The organism is Variovorax sp. GW823-FHT02B07, from assembly GCF_058797695.1.
This window is the reverse complement of record NZ_JBXAJX010000001.1, coordinates 1,742,470-1,757,540: the sequence shown is the minus strand read 5'-3', so window position 1 is coordinate 1,757,540 and position 15,071 is coordinate 1,742,470. Positions and strand designations below refer to the sequence as shown.

Below are 15,071 nucleotides of genomic sequence, written 5' to 3'. Positions count from 1 at the left end.
GTGAACCCGCTACCGCGCCTCGATGTTCAGCACCACCACGCCTGCCACGATGGCCAACAGGCCGACCACGCGGGTCAGCGTGACCGCTTCACCGAACCAGACCATGCCGGCGACCGCGATCAGCGCAGTGCCGGCACCGGCCCAGACCGCGTAGCCCAGCCCCACATCCAGTTCGCGCACCGCGAGCGACATGAGCCAGATCGCGCCGGCATAGCAGGCGGCGGTGAGCAGCGATGGCAACAGGCGGGTGAAGCCTTCGGCATGGCGAAGGGCGATGGTGCCGGCGACTTCCGCCGCCGCGCTGGCCGCAAGCAGCAGCCAGGCCAGAGTCTGGGGACTCTTCATGGGAATACCTCGTCACACCCCTGCCGTACCGGGCATGGAATGCGGGCGATGCAAGCGGTACCCCGAACGAAGCCGCCATTCTGGGGACATGCGGCGACGCGGTGATGACTGCGCAGTCAAGCCCCTTGGCGCCGCAGGCGCATTCAAAAAAATGCCGCGGGCGCCAATCGCCCGCGGCATGTGAACCGAAAAAGAAAGTCGATCGCGTCAGGCGTCCAGCTGCGCCAGCCGCTTCAGCTTGCGTTCGCTCATGCGCTTGGCCAGGCGCGGCAGCACCAGCACGGCGACGATGGCGACGATCACCACGATCGACTCGGGGCGCTGGAAGAACACGATCGGGCTGCCCTGCCCCATGGCGATGGCGTTGCGCAGGTTGGCTTCGGCGAGCGGCCCGAGGATCATGCCGACCACCACGGGGGCGGTCGGGAAGTCGAAGCGCCGCATCACCACGCCCAGCAGGCCGATGCCGAACAGCAGGAACAGGTCGAAGGTGTTCTGGCGCATGCCGTACGCACCGACGGTCGCGAAGATCAGGATGCCGGCGTACAGCTGCGGCTTCGGGATCTTGAGCAGCTTCACCCACAGGCCGACCATCGGCAGGTTGAGCACCAGCAGCATCAGGTTGCCGATGTACAGCGAAGCGATCAGCGCCCAGACCAGCGCGGCCGAGGTGGTGAACAGCTGCGGGCCCGGCTGGATGCCGTAGTTCTGGAACGCGCCCAGCATGATGGCCGTGGTGTTCGACGTGGGGATGCCCAGCGTGAGCAGCGGAATCAGCGCGGCGGTCACGGTGGCATTGTTGGCGGCCTCGGGGCCGGCCACGCCTTCGATGGCGCCGGTGGTGCCGAACTCGGCCTTGTTCTGCGGGTCTTTCGCGAGCTTCTTCTCGGTCGCGTAGCTCAGGAAGGTCGGGATCTCGGTGCCGCCGGCCGGAATGCAGCCGAAGGGCGTGCCGATGGCCGCGCCGCGCAGCCAGGCGGGAATGGAACGCTTCCAGTCGCGACCGGTCATGTGCACGCGGGTCAGCTTGTTCTGGCCCTCGACCACGCGGCCTTCGTACAGCACGGCGTACAGCACCTCGGCCACCGCAAACAGGCCCACCGCCACCAGCACGATCTCGATGCCGTCGAGCAGCTCGGGCATGTTGCCGGTGTAGCGGCCCTGGCCGGTGATCTGGTCCAGGCCCACGCAGCCGATGGCCAGGCCGACGAACAACGCCGTCATGCCGCGCAGCGTGCTCTTGCCGAGCACCGCGCTCACGGTGGTGAAGGCCAGCAGCATCAGCAGGAAATACTCGGGCGCCGCCAGGCGCACGGCGTAGTCGGCCACGAAGGGCGCGAACAGCGTGACGACCACGGTGGCGATGGTGCCGGCCACGAAGGAGCCGATGGCGGCGGTGGCGAGCGCGGCGCCCGCGCGGCCGCTCTTGGCCATCTTGTTGCCTTCCATCGCCGTGACCATGCTGGCGGTTTCGCCGGGCGTGTTCAGCAGGATCGAGGTGGTCGAGCCGCCGTACATGGCGCCGTAGTAGATGCCCGAGAAGAAGATCATCGAGGCCGTGATGTCGACCTTGCCGGTGATCGGCAGCAGCATGGCCACCGCCACGGCGGGGCCGATGCCGGGCAGCACGCCCACCGCCGTGCCCAGGGCACAGCCGATGAGGCACCACAGCAGGTTGATGGGGGTGATCGCGGCCGCGAAGCCGGTCATCAGTGCGTTGAAGATATCCATTTGGCGTGGCTCCGCTCAGATCCAGCCGGTGCTGGTGAGACCCGGCAGGCTGATGGCCAGGAACTTGGTGAACATCCAGAAGACCGGGGCCGAGATCGCCAGGCCCGTCACCAAGTCGGTGACCCAGGTGGCCGGTGCGTTGACCTTGGCCTGCCCGGCGGCGCGGCGCAGGCCCTGCACGGCCAGCAGGTAGCACAGCGCGCAGCTCAGGATGAAGCCGATGCTGGTGATGAGCGCCGCATTGAGCAGCAGGCCCGCCGCCACCCAGATGAAGCCGGGCCAGTAGGCGGTGTCGGCGCCGGAGGGCGCGTCGAGCTCGCGGAAACCGCCGCTGAACGCCTCCCAGGTGATCCACGCGCCGCAGACCATCAGGACGATCGAGACCATCCAGGGCAGGAAGTTGGGGCCGACGCCGCCATAGCCGGCTTCGGAAGAAATGCCGATGGCGCCGAAGGCCAGCGCGGCGCCGGTCAGCAGCACGCCGAGGCCGACGACGTATTGCGGCCAGCGGGCCGCGCCGGAGGTGGCCTCAGCGGAATGTGAGACCGAGGATTCTGGAGTTGTCATTTTTTGCTCCCGCAGTCGTGGGGAAAAAGAAGGCCCCTTCCAGAAACACCGCAAGCCGGCTCTGCCAGGCCGCAGGTGTTGCCCCCGGAAGGGGGTTGGCGCAGCGACACGAAGTGCGCGCAGCCTGGGGGCGAGCCAAATTCAGACCATGCCGGACTTGGCCATGATCGCGCGCAGGCTGGCGAAGTCGTCGTCGACGAACTTGGCGAACGCGTCACCCGACAGCACGGCCGGCGTCCAGTCGTTCTTCTTGAGCGACTCGGCCCACGACGGGCTCTTGAGCGCGGCCAGCACCATGTCGGTCAGGGCCTTGCGCTGCTCAGCCGAGATGCCGGGCGCGCCGTACACGCCGCGCCAGTTGCCGATCTCGACGTCGATGCCCTGTTCCTTCAGGGTCGGCACGTTGATGCCCGGCAGGCGCTGGGCGGAGGTGACAGCAATGGGTTTCATCTTGCCGGCGGCGATGTACTCGGCGAACTCGCTGTAGCCGCTGCCGCCGATGGTGACGTTGCCGCCCAGGATGGCGGCGGTGGCCTCACCGCCTCCGCGGAAGGCCACGTAGTTGATCTTGGACGGATCGGCGCCGACCTTCTGCGCGATCATGGCCGCCGCGATGTGCTCGGTGGAGCCGCGCGAACCGCCGCCCCACTTGACGCTGCCCGGGTCTTTCTTGAGCTGCTCGACCACGTCCTTCATGGTCTTGAAGGGCGAGTTCGACGGCAGCACGAACACGTTGTATTCGGTGGTCAGGCGCGCGATGGGCGTGGCCTGCGACAGGTTGACCGGCGGCTTGCCGGTGATGATGCCGCCCAGCATGACCGAGCCCATGACCATCAGCGCGTTGGCGTCGCCCTTGGAGCCGTTGACGAACTGGGCCAGACCCAGCGCACCGGCGGCACCGCCCTTGTTGTCGTAGGCGACGGTGTCGGCCACCTTGGCGTCGGTCAGGGCCTTGCCCAGCGCGCGGCCGGTGGTGTCCCAGCCGCCACCCGGGTTGGCCGGGATCATCATCTTGACGTTGGCGGCAGCGCGCGCCGACAGCGGCAAGGCGCCGGCAGCGGCCAGTGCGGCCAGGGACTTCAAAAAGGTATCGCGACGCATCGTTGGTGTCTCCTGAGAACTTGGGAACGGATGGAACCTGACTTGGACCTGAGCCGCTATCATGCGCCGCCCCGCTGTCAGTTGGCTGTCCACCAGACTGGGGAAAACACCGAAGTACCGACCCCTGCCCGTATGAAGCTGCTGCTCGTCGAAGACGACCCCTCGATGCAAATCACCCTGCAGCGCACCCTCGGGCGCCGCCGCATCGACGTGCGCATCTGCGGCGACGGCGCGCAGGCGATCGCGCAGTGGCGCGCCGTCGAGCCCGACGTGGTCGCGCTCGACCTGAGCCTGCCGCACGTCGACGGCCTGCAGGTGCTGGCCCAGGCGCGCGCCGAGGGCCTGCGCACGCCGGTGCTGCTGCTGACCGCGCGTGGCACGGTGGGCGACCGCATCATGGGCCTGAACGCCGGCGCGGACGACTACCTGCCCAAGCCCTTCGACCTGGACGAGCTCGAGGCCCGCATCCGCGCGCTGCGCCGGCGCAGCCTGAGCGCGGGGCCCGACCCCACGCTGAACCCGCTGGAGGTCGGCAGCCTGCGCTTCGAGCCCGACAACGGCGCCGTCTACCACCGCTCGGAACTGCTCGAGCTCACGCCGCGCGAGCTCGCGCTGCTCAAGGCGCTGATGATGAAACCCGGCCACGCGGTCACCAAGGAGCGCCTGTTCGAGCTGGTGTTCCCGGGCGAATCCGAGGTGCAGTACGAGGCCATCGAGGTGGTCGTGTACCGCCTGCGCAAGAAGCTGGTGGGCACCGGCACGGTGCTGATGACGATGCGCGGCCTGGGCTATCTCCTGCGGGCCGAGACTTGAGGGCGGCCCTGCGGCGCACGATGTCGTCCCTGCGCGCGCGGCTCCTGCTCGGCATTCTGGTGCCGGTGGCGGTGTTCGTCGTGATCAACAGCGTGAGCCTGTACCGCCAGAGCCTGGCGGCCGCCACCACCGCCTACGACCGCACGCTGCTGGCCTCGGCCAAGACCATCGGCGAGCAGCTCGACGTGGAAGGCTACGACGACATGGCGCGGCTGCGCGCGATCGTGCCCTACTCCGCGCTCGAGGCCTTCGAGGCCGACAACCGCAGCCGCCTGTTCTACCGCGTCTCGGCGCTCGACGGCGAGATGGTCTCGGGCTTCGCCGAACTGCCGTTCTGGCGCGGGCGCATCCCCGACCGCGGGGCGTATGCGGCGCTGGTCGATTTCTACGACGCCGAGTTCCGCGGCCAGCCGGTGCGCGTCGCCGTGATGCTGCAGCCGGTGGCCAGCGCGCGCGGCCGTGGCATGGCCGTGGTGCAGGTGGCCGAGACGCTGGAGCTGCGCGAGACACTCGTGCGCAAGCTGCTGCTCGACATGCTCTGGCGCCAGCTGCTGCTGATGGGCGTGATCGCGCTGGTCACCGTCGTCGTCGTGCAGCGCGCCACGCGGCCGGTGCGCGAACTCGGCGAAGCCATCGAGCGGCGCCCCGAAGACGACCTCTCGCCCATCGACGCGCCCGGCGCCCCGGCCGAGCTGCGCCCGCTGATCGACGCCACCACCGAGGTCATGGGCCGGCTGCAGCGCCTGCTCGATCACCAGAAGCGCTTCGTGCGCGACAGCGCCCACCAGCTGCGCACGCCGCTGGCGGTGCTGAAGGCGCAGGTGCAGTCGGCGCGCCGCGGCGACGTGGCGCCCGAGCAGGCGCTGATCGAGATCAGCCAGACCGTCGAACGCGCCACCACGCTGGCCAACCAGATGCTGTCGCTGGCCAAGGTGGAGCAGCTGCGCCAGCAGCCCGAGTCGGCGCTGCTCGACCTGGGCGACGTGGTGCGCCACATCGCGCTCGACCTGTCGCCGCTGGTGGCCGACAAGGCGCTCGATTTCGAGCTGGCCGCCGACGACGCCGTGACCGTGCGCGCGCACCAGTGGATGCTGCAGGAGCTCACGCGCAACCTGCTGCACAACGCCATCAAGCACAGCCCCGCCGGCGCGCCGCTCTCGGTGCGCGTGCACGCCGAGGGCGACGAGGCCGTGCTCACCGTGCGCGACGACGGCCCGGGCATTTCCGCCGAGCTGCGCCAGCGCCTGTTCGCGCCCTTCTCGGCCGGCAACACCGCCAGCGGCTCGGGCCTGGGCCTGGCGATCTGCCGCGAGATCGTGTTGGCGCTGGGTGGACGCATCAGCCTCGACAACCGCACGGTACCCAACCCCGGCGGCGCCGATCGCGTGACCGGGCTCGACGCCGTGGTGCGGCTGCCGCTGTCGCGCCACAATGGCTGACCTTTCTTTTCCGACCTTCATGGACCGTCTGCGCATCGACAAGTGGCTCTGGGCCGCCCGCTTCTTCAAGACCCGCTCGCTGGCCGCGGACGAAATCGGCAAGAACCGCATCCAGGTGAACGGCGAGGTCGCCAAGGCCTCGCGCGAGGTCAAGGCCGGCGACACGGTCGCGATGCGCCTGGGCCCGCTCACGCGGACCGTGACCGTGCGCGGCCTCAGCGGCCAGCGCGGCCCGGCGCCCGCGGCCCAGCAGCTGTACGAGGAAACGCCCGAGAGCCTGGCGGCGCAGGCCGCCTTCCGCGAGCAGCGCCGCATGGGCAGCGAGCCGGCCCTGGCCATCGAGCAGGGCCGCCCGACCAAGCGCGACCGGCGCGAGATCGACGGCGTGCGCCACCAGGCCGAGTGGGACAACCGCTGGAGCGCATCGATCGACGAAAGCAACGGCGACGACGACCACCCGCCTCCGCGCGGTCGCCCGCAACGCTGATTCGCGTACCCTGCGGGCTTCGTTTCTTTTTTGACGGAGCGTCCGCAGATGTCCAAGTTCAAGAAGTACCGCGTCGGCAGCAAGTTCAAGCTCTCGCGCATCGACCCCGACGATTCGCCCTTTCTCACGGGTGACGAGTCGGCCCAGCGTGCCGAGCTCGACACCCTGGCCGTCGAGCTCGACGAACTGCAGGACGTGCTGCACGCCGAAGGCCGGCGCAAGGTGCTGCTGGTGCTGCAGGGCATGGACACCAGCGGCAAGGACGGCACGGTGCGCTGGGTGTTCTCGCGCACCTCGCCGCTGGGCGTGCGGGTGACGGCCTTCAAGGCACCGAGCGAGGATGAACGCGCGCACGACTACCTCTGGCGCTGCCACGCCGCCGTACCGCGCACCGGCGAGATCATGGTGTGGAACCGCAGCCACTACGAGGACGTGCTCGTGCCCGTGGTCGAAGGCTGGATCGACGGCGACGAGGCCCGCCGCCGCTATGCGCAGATCAACGATTTCGAGCGGCTGCTCACCGAGACCGGCACCGTCGTCGTCAAGTGCATGCTGCACATCGACAAGGACGAGCAGCGCGAACGGCTGCAGGCCCGCATCGACACGCCCGGCAAGCAATGGAAGTTCAGCATGGGCGACCTCGAGGTGCGCACCAAGTGGGCCGACTACCAGAAGGCCTATCAGAACGCGCTGGCCGCCACCTCGAGCGACCACGCGCCGTGGCACGTGATTCCGGCCAACAGCAAGCGGCACCGCAACATGATGATCGCGCAGCTGCTCGTGAAGACGCTGCGCGACATGAAGCTGAAGGCCCCGCCGCCCGACCCGGCGCTCAAGGGCATGGTCGTGAAGTGAGCCCGGAGGGGCCGGCTCAGGAGCGGCGCACGGGCGCCGCCGGGCGCATCGGCGTCTGCGCCAGCACGCGGCAGTTGCCGAACTCGCAGCGCACGGCCCAGGCCACACCGGTGGTGCACGGCACGCTGTAGCTCTCGTAGCCCGGGCCCTTGGCCGTCAGCTCGGCGCGCGGCTGCACGTTGCAGCGGCCGGCCTTGGCCAGGCGCTCGACGTTGTAGGTGTCGATGCCCGTACGGCGCGGCTTGAGGGCGAGCACGGGGTTGAAGGTGTTGCCGTAGAACGTGTCCTGCACGTTCGGATCGAGGTTCCGGTAGCCGCGCTTGGCCATGCAGTGGACGATGGCGATCTGCTGGTGCTCGGCGATCAGCGCGCTGCTGGGGCGGGTGTTCCAGTCGATGACGGCAGCGCTGATGCCGGTGTACGAGGCCGCGGCGACGATGCCCTGGCCGTGCACCGTGATCAGGCCCAGGCCCAGCGCGGCCCACATGGCGTCACCCGATTCGCTGCGCGCGGTGATGCGGGTGGCGGCCGTGCGGCAGTCGGCCACGTCGCTGTCGTAGCGCACCTTGTCCACGCCTTCCATGGCCACCATCGGCACGTACGACATGCCGGTGCCCTGGCCGGGCCCGGGCGGCGGTGCGCTGGCGCATCCGGCCAGAACCACGGTGGCCAATGCAATGCTGAGCGGCAGCTTCATGGGAATCCCTCGTCCTCTTCGCGGTAGTTGCGAGGGATTTAACCATACATATAGTTACTCTTGAATCGACTTGTCGCGAATGAGAGACGACCTCCAGACGGGGCATTCGGGCGGCGATCCGGGGTCTGCGACAGGGCAAGGTACAGTTTTCACCCCTCCCCGGTTTCCCCTCCATGCCCTGTATTCCCCGGCTTTCCGCTCCCCACTTTCTCTCGATCGCACTCGCCGCCGCATCCTTCGGTGCCGCAGCCCAGCAGCCGCAACTTTCCGCTGTCGACCTGGCCCGCAAGAACGCCTGCATGGCCTGCCACGGCCTGGTGCACAAGCAGGTCGGGCCGGGCTTCGCGCAGATCGCCGAGCGCTACCGCGGCGACGCCGCCGCACCGGCACGTCTGGCCGACAAGATCCGCAACGGCAGCGTCGGCACCTGGGGCCGCGTGATCATGCCGCGCCAGTCGCTGGTGTCGGAGGCCGACGCGCAGGTGCTCGCGCGCTGGGTGCTGGCGCAGCCGCAACAGCAGCAGACACCCGCGCGCTGAATCGCCGCTCAGGTCGACAGCTGCGACGGCGCGGCCGACGCCACCCGGAAATCCGCCGGGAACGTCCAGGTGCCGGGCGCCTCGCGCTTGCCCAGCTGGCTCAATTGATAGCCCATGCCCCACACCGCGTGCAGCGACAGGCCGTGCGGCTGGTCGACATACAACCCGAGCTTGCGGCGCAGCTTCGACACGTTGGCGTCCAGCGTGCGCGAACCGGCGGCCACGCCGCTTTGCCAGCCGATCATTTCCAGGTGCTCCCGGTCCAGCGGCCGGTTCATGTGGCGGAAGAATTCGGCCGCGAGGTCGAACTCGATCGGCGTCAGGCGAATCTCGGTGCCGGCCACATCGACCATGTCGAACGGCGACAACAGGCTGAATTCCTGCCAGTCGAGGCTGCGCGGCACCACCGGCCGGTTGCGCTGGCGCAGGAAGAATTCGAGCATGAAGTACATCTCCTCGAAGGTCGACGGCTCCGGCAGCACGGCGTCGTCGGGGCCGGCATGCAACAGCGACAACCCGCGGATCTGCCGCTTGCGCGCGCTCATGATCAATGGCGTGTGGTAGCGCAGCGTTTCACGCACCTGACCCACGAGTTTTTGCACGTCGTCGGGCGCCGACGGAATTGAAAGCAGCAGCGCCTCGAAATTACCGCTTGGCGCCACCTGCGAAATCAATTCGTCGACACGCGCAAATGCGACGGGCGTATAACCCAGCATCTTGACGGCACGACTGGCGTGCCACCGCGTTCGGGGAGAGGGGTCCAACACTGCAATGTGCGGGGAGTTTTGCTCAAACATTGAAAATTACCTTGCACACCGTGGCGTCACAAACTTCTATTTTTGCCCCGTTGGCGGGGAAATCGACTTTCATCATTCAACCCTTCAGGAATAAATTGCTCTGAATTGTTGAAGGCAGACGCATTTTTTTACGAATGCATTTCCAGCCGGCGCAATTCCTTGGGAAGTGAATCTATTCCCAAATAAATTTCACAGGTATGAATGAAGAGAACAGAAATATGAGGATCGGGCACGGCGGCCACGCCATGCACCCATCCACCGGCCAGGGCGGCCGGGCCGGCGGCGCGCCGGTCAGCTGACGAGCAACGTGCCGTCTGCCGCGGCCTGCCCCTGCTGCAGGGCAAAAGTGCGCGGCGTGCAGCCGTACTTCTTGCGGAAGACCAGGCCGAAGTAGGCCGGGTCCGCAAAGCCGCAGTCGTAGGCGACCTGGGCGACGAACCTGCGCGCCCCCTCGGGGCTGCGCAGCATGCGGGCCGCGGCCTCGAGCCGGTCGTTCTGCAGGGTCTCGAGAAAGGTCATGCCGCGGCCGGCCTTGGCGAACACCTTGTGCACGTAGCGCACCGACACGTTGAAGCTGGCAGCCAGCTTCTGCGCATCGATCTCGGTGTCGGCGTGGTGCTCGCGAATCCAGGCCCGCATGCGGGCGTGCAGGTCGCCGTCGCGCGGCGACACGCGCTCGCCCAGCGCACCCGGCTGCGCCCTCAGCCCGTTCTGTTCCAGCGAGAACGACAGCATCGACATCAGGTGCTCACCGAGCAGCTGGCGCTGCGCGGGGCTCTGGATGCTGCACAGGTGCTCCACGTCCAGCGCCCGCAGGTAGCCCGACAGCATCCCGGCCCAGCCCTTGGCGCCGGCCAGCCGCAGGTCGGTGGACTGGTCCGCATGCGGCAGCCAGCGATTCACCACCGCTTCCGACAGGCCCAGCGTCCATGAGTTGGTGGCCTCGGTCGAGCGCAGGCGCAGCGGCTGCCAGGAGTCGATCAGGACCATGTCGCCCGCAGCCAGTTCGATGCGCTGGCGCTGCTCGCTGATGGCCAGGCCGCCGTCGAGCTTGATCAGCAGGTGATAGGGATAGACCTCGGCGCCCATGAGCTGGCTCGGCCCCGTGCGCTCGATGGTCGCGCCGCTGCCGTGCACCCGCATGAAGGCCATCCCGGCCGTGTCGACGATGGTGAGTTCCTGCTGGAAGTGGCTGCGCTCGGGGCTGTCCAGCCGCCCCACGTGCGGGCCGATCTCGTCGGCCCAGAAGGCGAACCCGTCTTTGCGCGACACCATGCCGGTGTGAAAGCGCTGGATGCGACTGTCGGTGTCGGACATGCGGCACGCCCCTCTTCCTCCATGCAGCCGGCGCCACGCCAGAAGCCGCGGGTCACGAACGGGAACTCCCGATTTTTTTCCTGACAGGTCCGCGTGGACCTCGGATAATTTTTACAAACGATAACAGAGATAACAGCCCGGGTGTTCGGGGGGATGACGCACCGCGCCCACCGGCGCAAGCCACGGTTCCACGCCTTGCCGATCGCCGGTCGTCGGGCCGGTCCGGGCCCGCTTCGCCCTTCGGCCGGCGCTCGCGGCGGGCAATTGCATCCGGATGTGACTCGCGACACATCCGCGCCGCGAAAGCGAATGTCAAAGAAGGGCGCGATTCGTAGCATTCCTTCGGATCGAACGTCAACCGGAACTCTCTCTACTGGGGATGAAATGGCTGCCTTGTTTTTCACGGAACTCGAACCTTTCGGCACGCGATGGCGCGCAGCGCTGGCGTCCTGCCTGCCAGCGCTGCGCCGCGATGCCGAAGTGGTGCGGCCTGCTTCTCCCCCGCCGCCGGCGGACCGGGTGTGTGCGCTGGTCTTCATCGCCAACCTGGCGCAACTGGCCGACACCGACGGCCCGGAGGTGGCGGCGGGCGTGAGCCGCGAGATCCGGCGCCGGCTCTTCGCGGCCTTCCCGCCGTCGGGCGACACCGACCTGAGCTGCCTGCGCGACGACTGCTTTCTGCTGCGAACCCGCCACGCGCGGCTGGACGACCTGCTGGCCGCGCTCGGGCGCGAGCCGATCCTCGTGAAGGGCATCGCCGCGCAGCCGCAGCTGCATGCCGACTGGATCGCACTGCGCGACAGCGGGCCGATGAGCCCGGCCGAGATCGAACTGGCACTGTGGGCCGCACAACCGCATCCCGCGCCGACGGCCAGGGGGCGGCCTGCGAGCGACGTCGTGGTGGACGACATCGAGCACGTGTACGACCTGCGCATCGCGCGGCAGGGAGATGCCCTGTGGCTGCGCGAGCGCTGTCTGCGAGGCGCCGAGGAACGGGCCCGGATCGACACGCTGTTCGCGCAGCTCCAGCCCGGCTGAGATGGCCTTGCCGTCTTCAGCCCGTCGCAGCCCGGCCCGGCGAAGGGGCGCCCGATGGCGAGTCGCCCCGGGGGCGCCGCACCGTCCTGTTCCTTGACCGCCGCCCGTGGATTCGCCCATGAGAACGAACCGCCGATGGTCTCGCAACCCCCTTGGCCATGTATCTCCATCCCCTGATCGCCAGCGTGCCGCCCGACGAGCGCGCCGCCTTGATTCGCAGCAGCGCGCTGCATTCCTACCGGCGCAACGAGATCGTGCTGCAGGCGGACACGCACACCGACCGCATCTACTGCGTGGCCACGGGCCTGCTGCGCGCGGTCGACCGGGACGTGACGACCGACTTCATCCGCCGGGGCGATTTCTTCCTCGGCCCCTCGCTGGGCGAGAACAGCTACCAGGCAACCTCGACGCTGGTGGCCGCCCTGCCCTCGTCGGTCTACCACCTGCCGGTGGCCGCGGTGCGCCGGCTGTGCGCGCTGTACCCCGAGGTGACCATGGGCCTGCTGGAGATCGCGATGAAGCGCGTCGCCATGGTGCGCGGGCAGCTGCGCCGCATCTCGTCGCTGTCGTCCGAAAGCCTCGTGAGCCGCGTGCTGCACGAGCTGACGCAGCTGGCACCGGCCGCCACGGGCGGCTACGACAAGCGCATCACGCAGGCGGTGATCGCGTCGTACTCGGGGCTCTCGCGCGAGGTCGTCAACAAGACCATGCGCGACATGGAAAGCCGCGGGCTGGTGCGCCGCGACGACCAGGGCGTGCACGTGCCGCCGACCTTCGCCTCGACCGATTTCGGCAGCCTGCCGCCGGACGCCCACGAGCTCTCCGACGAGCTCTGTGCCTGGAACGGCGACAGCCCCGAAGCGCCATGACACGCCGCCTTCATCGGCCCTGACACAAGGACAGCACCGACGATGCCCAAAGGAATTCCGAACCCCGTCGACATGTATGGCATTTCGCCCCGCCCCTGGGGCTTCGAGGTGTCGCTCGTTCGAAACGGCGTGCGCTACGCGCGCCTCTTCGGCCACGCCAGCTACGGCGGCCCGCAGCAGGCGCTGCGCCGTGCCCAGGCCTGGCGCGACACCATCGTGAAGGAGCATCCGCCGGTCGCGCGCAAGGAACGCGCGCAGACCCTGCGCAGCAACAACAAGACGGGCGAGCCCGGCGTCTTCAGCCGCTTGTCCGCACAAGGCAAGCCGGTGGCCTGGCTGGCCAAGACCTACCTCGGCAATGAGGAAATCCTGCGCGCCGAATTCGACCTGGCCGACTGGGGCCCCGCGGCCCGCGCGCATGCCAGCGGCGAGCGGCAACGCCAGCTCGGCCGCATGGTCGGCCTCGCGCGGCTGCACCCCGCCGAAGAAGCCATCCGCCGGCGCCCGCCGCCCGACGACGAAGCGGCGCTGCCGCCCAAGCGCTCGAAGTCGGAGATCGTGCGACGCAACAACACGAGCGGCGTCAGCGGCGTGCAGTTCAAGACGCCGCGCGCGGGCCATCCCGGCTACTGGGTGGCGATCACCTACACGGCGGGCAAGGGCAGCGTGAGCCGCTCGTTCTCGGTGCGCACGCTCGGCTACGACGTGGCGCGCGACATGGCGATTGCCGAACGCCAGCAGCAGTTGCAGGCGAAGACGTCGGGCGACGACGCCTGAGCGCCAGCAGCGTCCTGGCGAGGATTTGCAACGCCGCCCTGGCGTGAAAAGCGCGATTTCATGCCCGGTTATTTGCGGGACACCACACCAGCTAGCGCTGGTTCTGCTGCTCGCTCCTGTGCGCAATGACCGCATCGCGCACCGCGCGCTTCGGCGCCAGTTGGGGCTTGCCGCAACTGCTGCAGCGATAGAAGCGCAGGCCGGGCAGGAACTTCATCCATGGCCGGCGGTGGATGCGCTCCAGCCCGGCCAGTCCGCATCGGCAGCGGAGGAAGGGATTGCCGAAAGACGGTCCGGGCGCGGGCGCGCGGCCGTGGCGTGTCGTTGCGTACCCAGGAGCGTCGGTGTGCATGCGGGTCATCGTGCCGACCGACGGGCACGCCGCACGCCCGACTGTGATCCCGCTCACTTGCCGCCGCAACAAATCTGCGCGCGGTGATCCGCGCCTAGGCGGCAGCAGGCTCCTGCGGCTCGCCCAGCGACAGCATCAACCGGTTGGCCCAGTTGAAGAAGGCCGCGCCATGCACGACATCGGCAATCGCCAGGTCGTCCAGCCCCTGCGCGCGCAAGGCGTCGACGTGCGCGGGCCCGAAGGTCGACGGCGTGGCCGACAGCGCGACCGAGGCCTGCACGATCGCATTCCAGCGCGCGCCCAGGTCGGCCTGCACGCCCTCGTCGAGCAGGCGCTGCACGTCGTCCGTCCGCTGCGAGAAATGCGAGGCAAAACGCGCGTGCACCGAGGCGCAGTAGATGCAGCCGTTGAAGCGCGAGGCCGCGGCGGCCGAGAGCTCGCGCTCGGCACGCGGCAGGCCGGCCTCGGGGTTGTAGAAGATGTCCTTGTCGGTGCGCGTGCGCGCACCGAGGATGTCGGGGTCGCGCGCCAGCAGGCGGAAGTACGGCGACTTGGCGCGCGAGGCGTCGACGAGGCCCGCGTAGTGGCGCTCGGTCAGTTCGTCTTCGGGCAGCGGTTCGAGCCAGGGCAGCCATTCGAGCTGCGCCTACGTGAAGCTGCGCGGGTGTGTGTTGCCGGGATGGGTCAGGGTCGATTCGGTGCTCATGGGGCGCTCATGCAGAAGGGGTGGCCAGCGCGCGCAGGCCGATGACGACGCGGATCTGGAACGCGAGGAACGCCACCAGTTGCGACAAGGTGACGATCTCCGTGGTGCGCCATCCCGCATCGAGCAGCGCCTGCAGCGCGGCCGGGCTGGCGTCGCGCGGGTGAAAGACCAGCAGGTGCGCATGCGCAAGGCCGGCCGACAGCCGTTCGCCCAGCACCGCGCGCTGCGCCGCATCGACGGCGTAGACCGGGCCGGCCGCGTCTTCCACGCTGAGCGGACCTTCCGGATAGCGGCCATACGGCCCTTGCACGGCACCGCGTGCAACCTCGGCCTCGATGGCCCTCGCCACGCCCTGCTCCACCAAGGCCTCGGCATAGAGGCGCGCCACCTCGGGCTGCCCGTGCAATCCGGCGACGAAGGCTGCGATGGCGAAGCGATCCGCGATCTCGAAGTCACCGGCCACGGGCTCGGCCGGCGCGAACAGCGCCAGGTAGCTCTGCTGCGCCTGCGTGCGCGCCTGCTCGCGCTGCGCGCGCAAGCGGTCGAGCGCACTGCCGGGCGCAATGCCCACCAGCTGGTCGATCACGTCGACAGCCTCGGGAACGGGAGAAGAAGAAACAACGGCATTCATGGAAGCAACA

Annotated in this window: 18 protein-coding genes; 8 read left to right on the top strand and 10 right to left on the bottom strand. The window is 68.7% G+C overall.

Annotated features, from left to right (window positions below; genetic code table 11):
* Positions 1–9 precede the first annotated feature (9 nt).
* From AC1RGU_RS08225 to AC1RGU_RS08210, 4 genes are all read right to left on the bottom strand, one after another.
* The gene (locus AC1RGU_RS08225; RefSeq protein WP_492695909.1) at positions 10–345 is read right to left on the bottom strand and encodes a DMT family transporter; all 336 of its coding nucleotides are present in this window, start codon (positions 343–345) and stop codon (positions 10–12) included.
* Positions 346–552: 207 nt separating this feature from the next.
* Positions 553–2,076, bottom strand: coding sequence for a tripartite tricarboxylate transporter permease (locus AC1RGU_RS08220; protein ID WP_492695907.1), 1,524 nt, complete (start codon positions 2,074–2,076; stop codon positions 553–555).
* 15 nt (positions 2,077–2,091) lie between these two features.
* Positions 2,092–2,643 carry a tripartite tricarboxylate transporter TctB family protein gene (locus AC1RGU_RS08215; protein WP_062482508.1) on the bottom strand — a complete coding sequence of 184 codons (552 nt, stop codon included), beginning with the start codon at positions 2,641–2,643 and terminating at the stop codon, positions 2,092–2,094.
* A 141-nt stretch (positions 2,644–2,784) separates the two neighbouring features.
* Positions 2,785–3,744, bottom strand: coding sequence for a Bug family tripartite tricarboxylate transporter substrate binding protein (locus AC1RGU_RS08210; protein ID WP_070060440.1), 960 nt, complete (start codon positions 3,742–3,744; stop codon positions 2,785–2,787).
* A gap of 132 nt (positions 3,745–3,876) precedes the next feature.
* On the opposite strand from AC1RGU_RS08210, the gene AC1RGU_RS08205 reads away from it, so the two are divergent.
* From AC1RGU_RS08205 to AC1RGU_RS08190, 4 genes are read left to right on the top strand one after another with little or no spacing between them, the layout of a single operon-like run.
* A complete protein-coding gene (locus AC1RGU_RS08205) occupies positions 3,877–4,557 on the top strand; it encodes a response regulator transcription factor (protein ID WP_062481159.1) in 681 nt (226 codons plus the stop codon).
* A 20-nt stretch (positions 4,558–4,577) separates the two neighbouring features.
* Positions 4,578–5,996 (top strand): sensor histidine kinase, encoded by a 1,419-nt coding sequence (locus AC1RGU_RS08200; protein ID WP_492695905.1) that lies wholly within the window; start codon positions 4,578–4,580, stop codon positions 5,994–5,996.
* 19 nt (positions 5,997–6,015) lie between these two features.
* A complete protein-coding gene (locus tag AC1RGU_RS08195) occupies positions 6,016–6,483 on the top strand; it encodes an RNA-binding S4 domain-containing protein (RefSeq protein WP_492696449.1) in 468 nt (155 codons plus the stop codon).
* A gap of 48 nt (positions 6,484–6,531) precedes the next feature.
* Entirely contained in the window at positions 6,532–7,338 is an 807-nt protein-coding gene (locus tag AC1RGU_RS08190) for a PPK2 family polyphosphate kinase (protein ID WP_070060439.1), read from the top strand.
* A 16-nt stretch (positions 7,339–7,354) separates the two neighbouring features.
* On the opposite strand, the gene AC1RGU_RS08185 is transcribed toward AC1RGU_RS08190, so the two are convergent.
* Positions 7,355–8,035, bottom strand: a complete 681-nt coding sequence (locus tag AC1RGU_RS08185) for a hypothetical protein (RefSeq protein ID WP_492695903.1) — start codon at positions 8,033–8,035, stop codon at positions 7,355–7,357.
* A 173-nt stretch (positions 8,036–8,208) separates the two neighbouring features.
* Here AC1RGU_RS08185 and AC1RGU_RS08180 point away from each other — a divergent pair, with 173 nt between their 5' ends.
* Complete coding sequence (locus AC1RGU_RS08180; protein ID WP_447743707.1) at positions 8,209–8,574, top strand: c-type cytochrome; 366 nt, start codon at positions 8,209–8,211, stop codon at positions 8,572–8,574.
* A gap of 8 nt (positions 8,575–8,582) precedes the next feature.
* On the opposite strand, the gene AC1RGU_RS08175 is transcribed toward AC1RGU_RS08180, so the two are convergent.
* Both AC1RGU_RS08175 and AC1RGU_RS08170 read right to left on the bottom strand, forming a co-directional pair.
* Positions 8,583–9,371, bottom strand: a complete 789-nt coding sequence (locus tag AC1RGU_RS08175; RefSeq protein WP_492695900.1) for a winged helix-turn-helix transcriptional regulator — start codon at positions 9,369–9,371, stop codon at positions 8,583–8,585.
* A 291-nt stretch (positions 9,372–9,662) separates the two neighbouring features.
* Entirely contained in the window at positions 9,663–10,688 is a 1,026-nt protein-coding gene (locus tag AC1RGU_RS08170) for an AraC family transcriptional regulator (RefSeq protein WP_157755034.1), read from the bottom strand.
* Between the two features lie 384 nt (positions 10,689–11,072).
* Here AC1RGU_RS08170 and AC1RGU_RS08165 point away from each other — a divergent pair, with 384 nt between their 5' ends.
* The 3 genes from AC1RGU_RS08165 to AC1RGU_RS08155 all read left to right on the top strand — a co-directional run bounded on the left by AC1RGU_RS08165 (position 11,073) and on the right by AC1RGU_RS08155 (position 13,372).
* Positions 11,073–11,726, top strand: coding sequence for a hypothetical protein (locus AC1RGU_RS08165; protein ID WP_240531412.1), 654 nt, complete (start codon positions 11,073–11,075; stop codon positions 11,724–11,726).
* Positions 11,727–11,884: 158 nt separating this feature from the next.
* On the top strand, positions 11,885–12,595 hold the full coding sequence (locus tag AC1RGU_RS08160) for a Crp/Fnr family transcriptional regulator (RefSeq protein WP_095745057.1): 711 nt from the start codon (positions 11,885–11,887) through the stop codon (positions 12,593–12,595).
* Between the two features lie 42 nt (positions 12,596–12,637).
* Complete coding sequence (locus AC1RGU_RS08155; RefSeq protein WP_492695897.1) at positions 12,638–13,372, top strand: AP2 domain-containing protein; 735 nt, start codon at positions 12,638–12,640, stop codon at positions 13,370–13,372.
* A 91-nt stretch (positions 13,373–13,463) separates the two neighbouring features.
* Here the strand turns inward: AC1RGU_RS08155 and AC1RGU_RS08150 are convergent, their stop codons facing one another.
* The 3 genes from AC1RGU_RS08150 to AC1RGU_RS08140 form a co-directional block, all read right to left on the bottom strand.
* Positions 13,464–13,724, bottom strand: coding sequence for a hypothetical protein (locus AC1RGU_RS08150; protein WP_492695895.1), 261 nt, complete (start codon positions 13,722–13,724; stop codon positions 13,464–13,466).
* A 94-nt stretch (positions 13,725–13,818) separates the two neighbouring features.
* Positions 13,819–14,355 (bottom strand): alkylhydroperoxidase domain protein, encoded by a 537-nt coding sequence (locus AC1RGU_RS08145; protein ID WP_492696448.1) that lies wholly within the window; start codon positions 14,353–14,355, stop codon positions 13,819–13,821.
* A gap of 82 nt (positions 14,356–14,437) precedes the next feature.
* Entirely contained in the window at positions 14,438–15,061 is a 624-nt protein-coding gene (locus AC1RGU_RS08140) for a CMD domain protein (RefSeq protein ID WP_492695893.1), read from the bottom strand.
* Positions 15,062–15,071 lie beyond the last annotated feature (10 nt).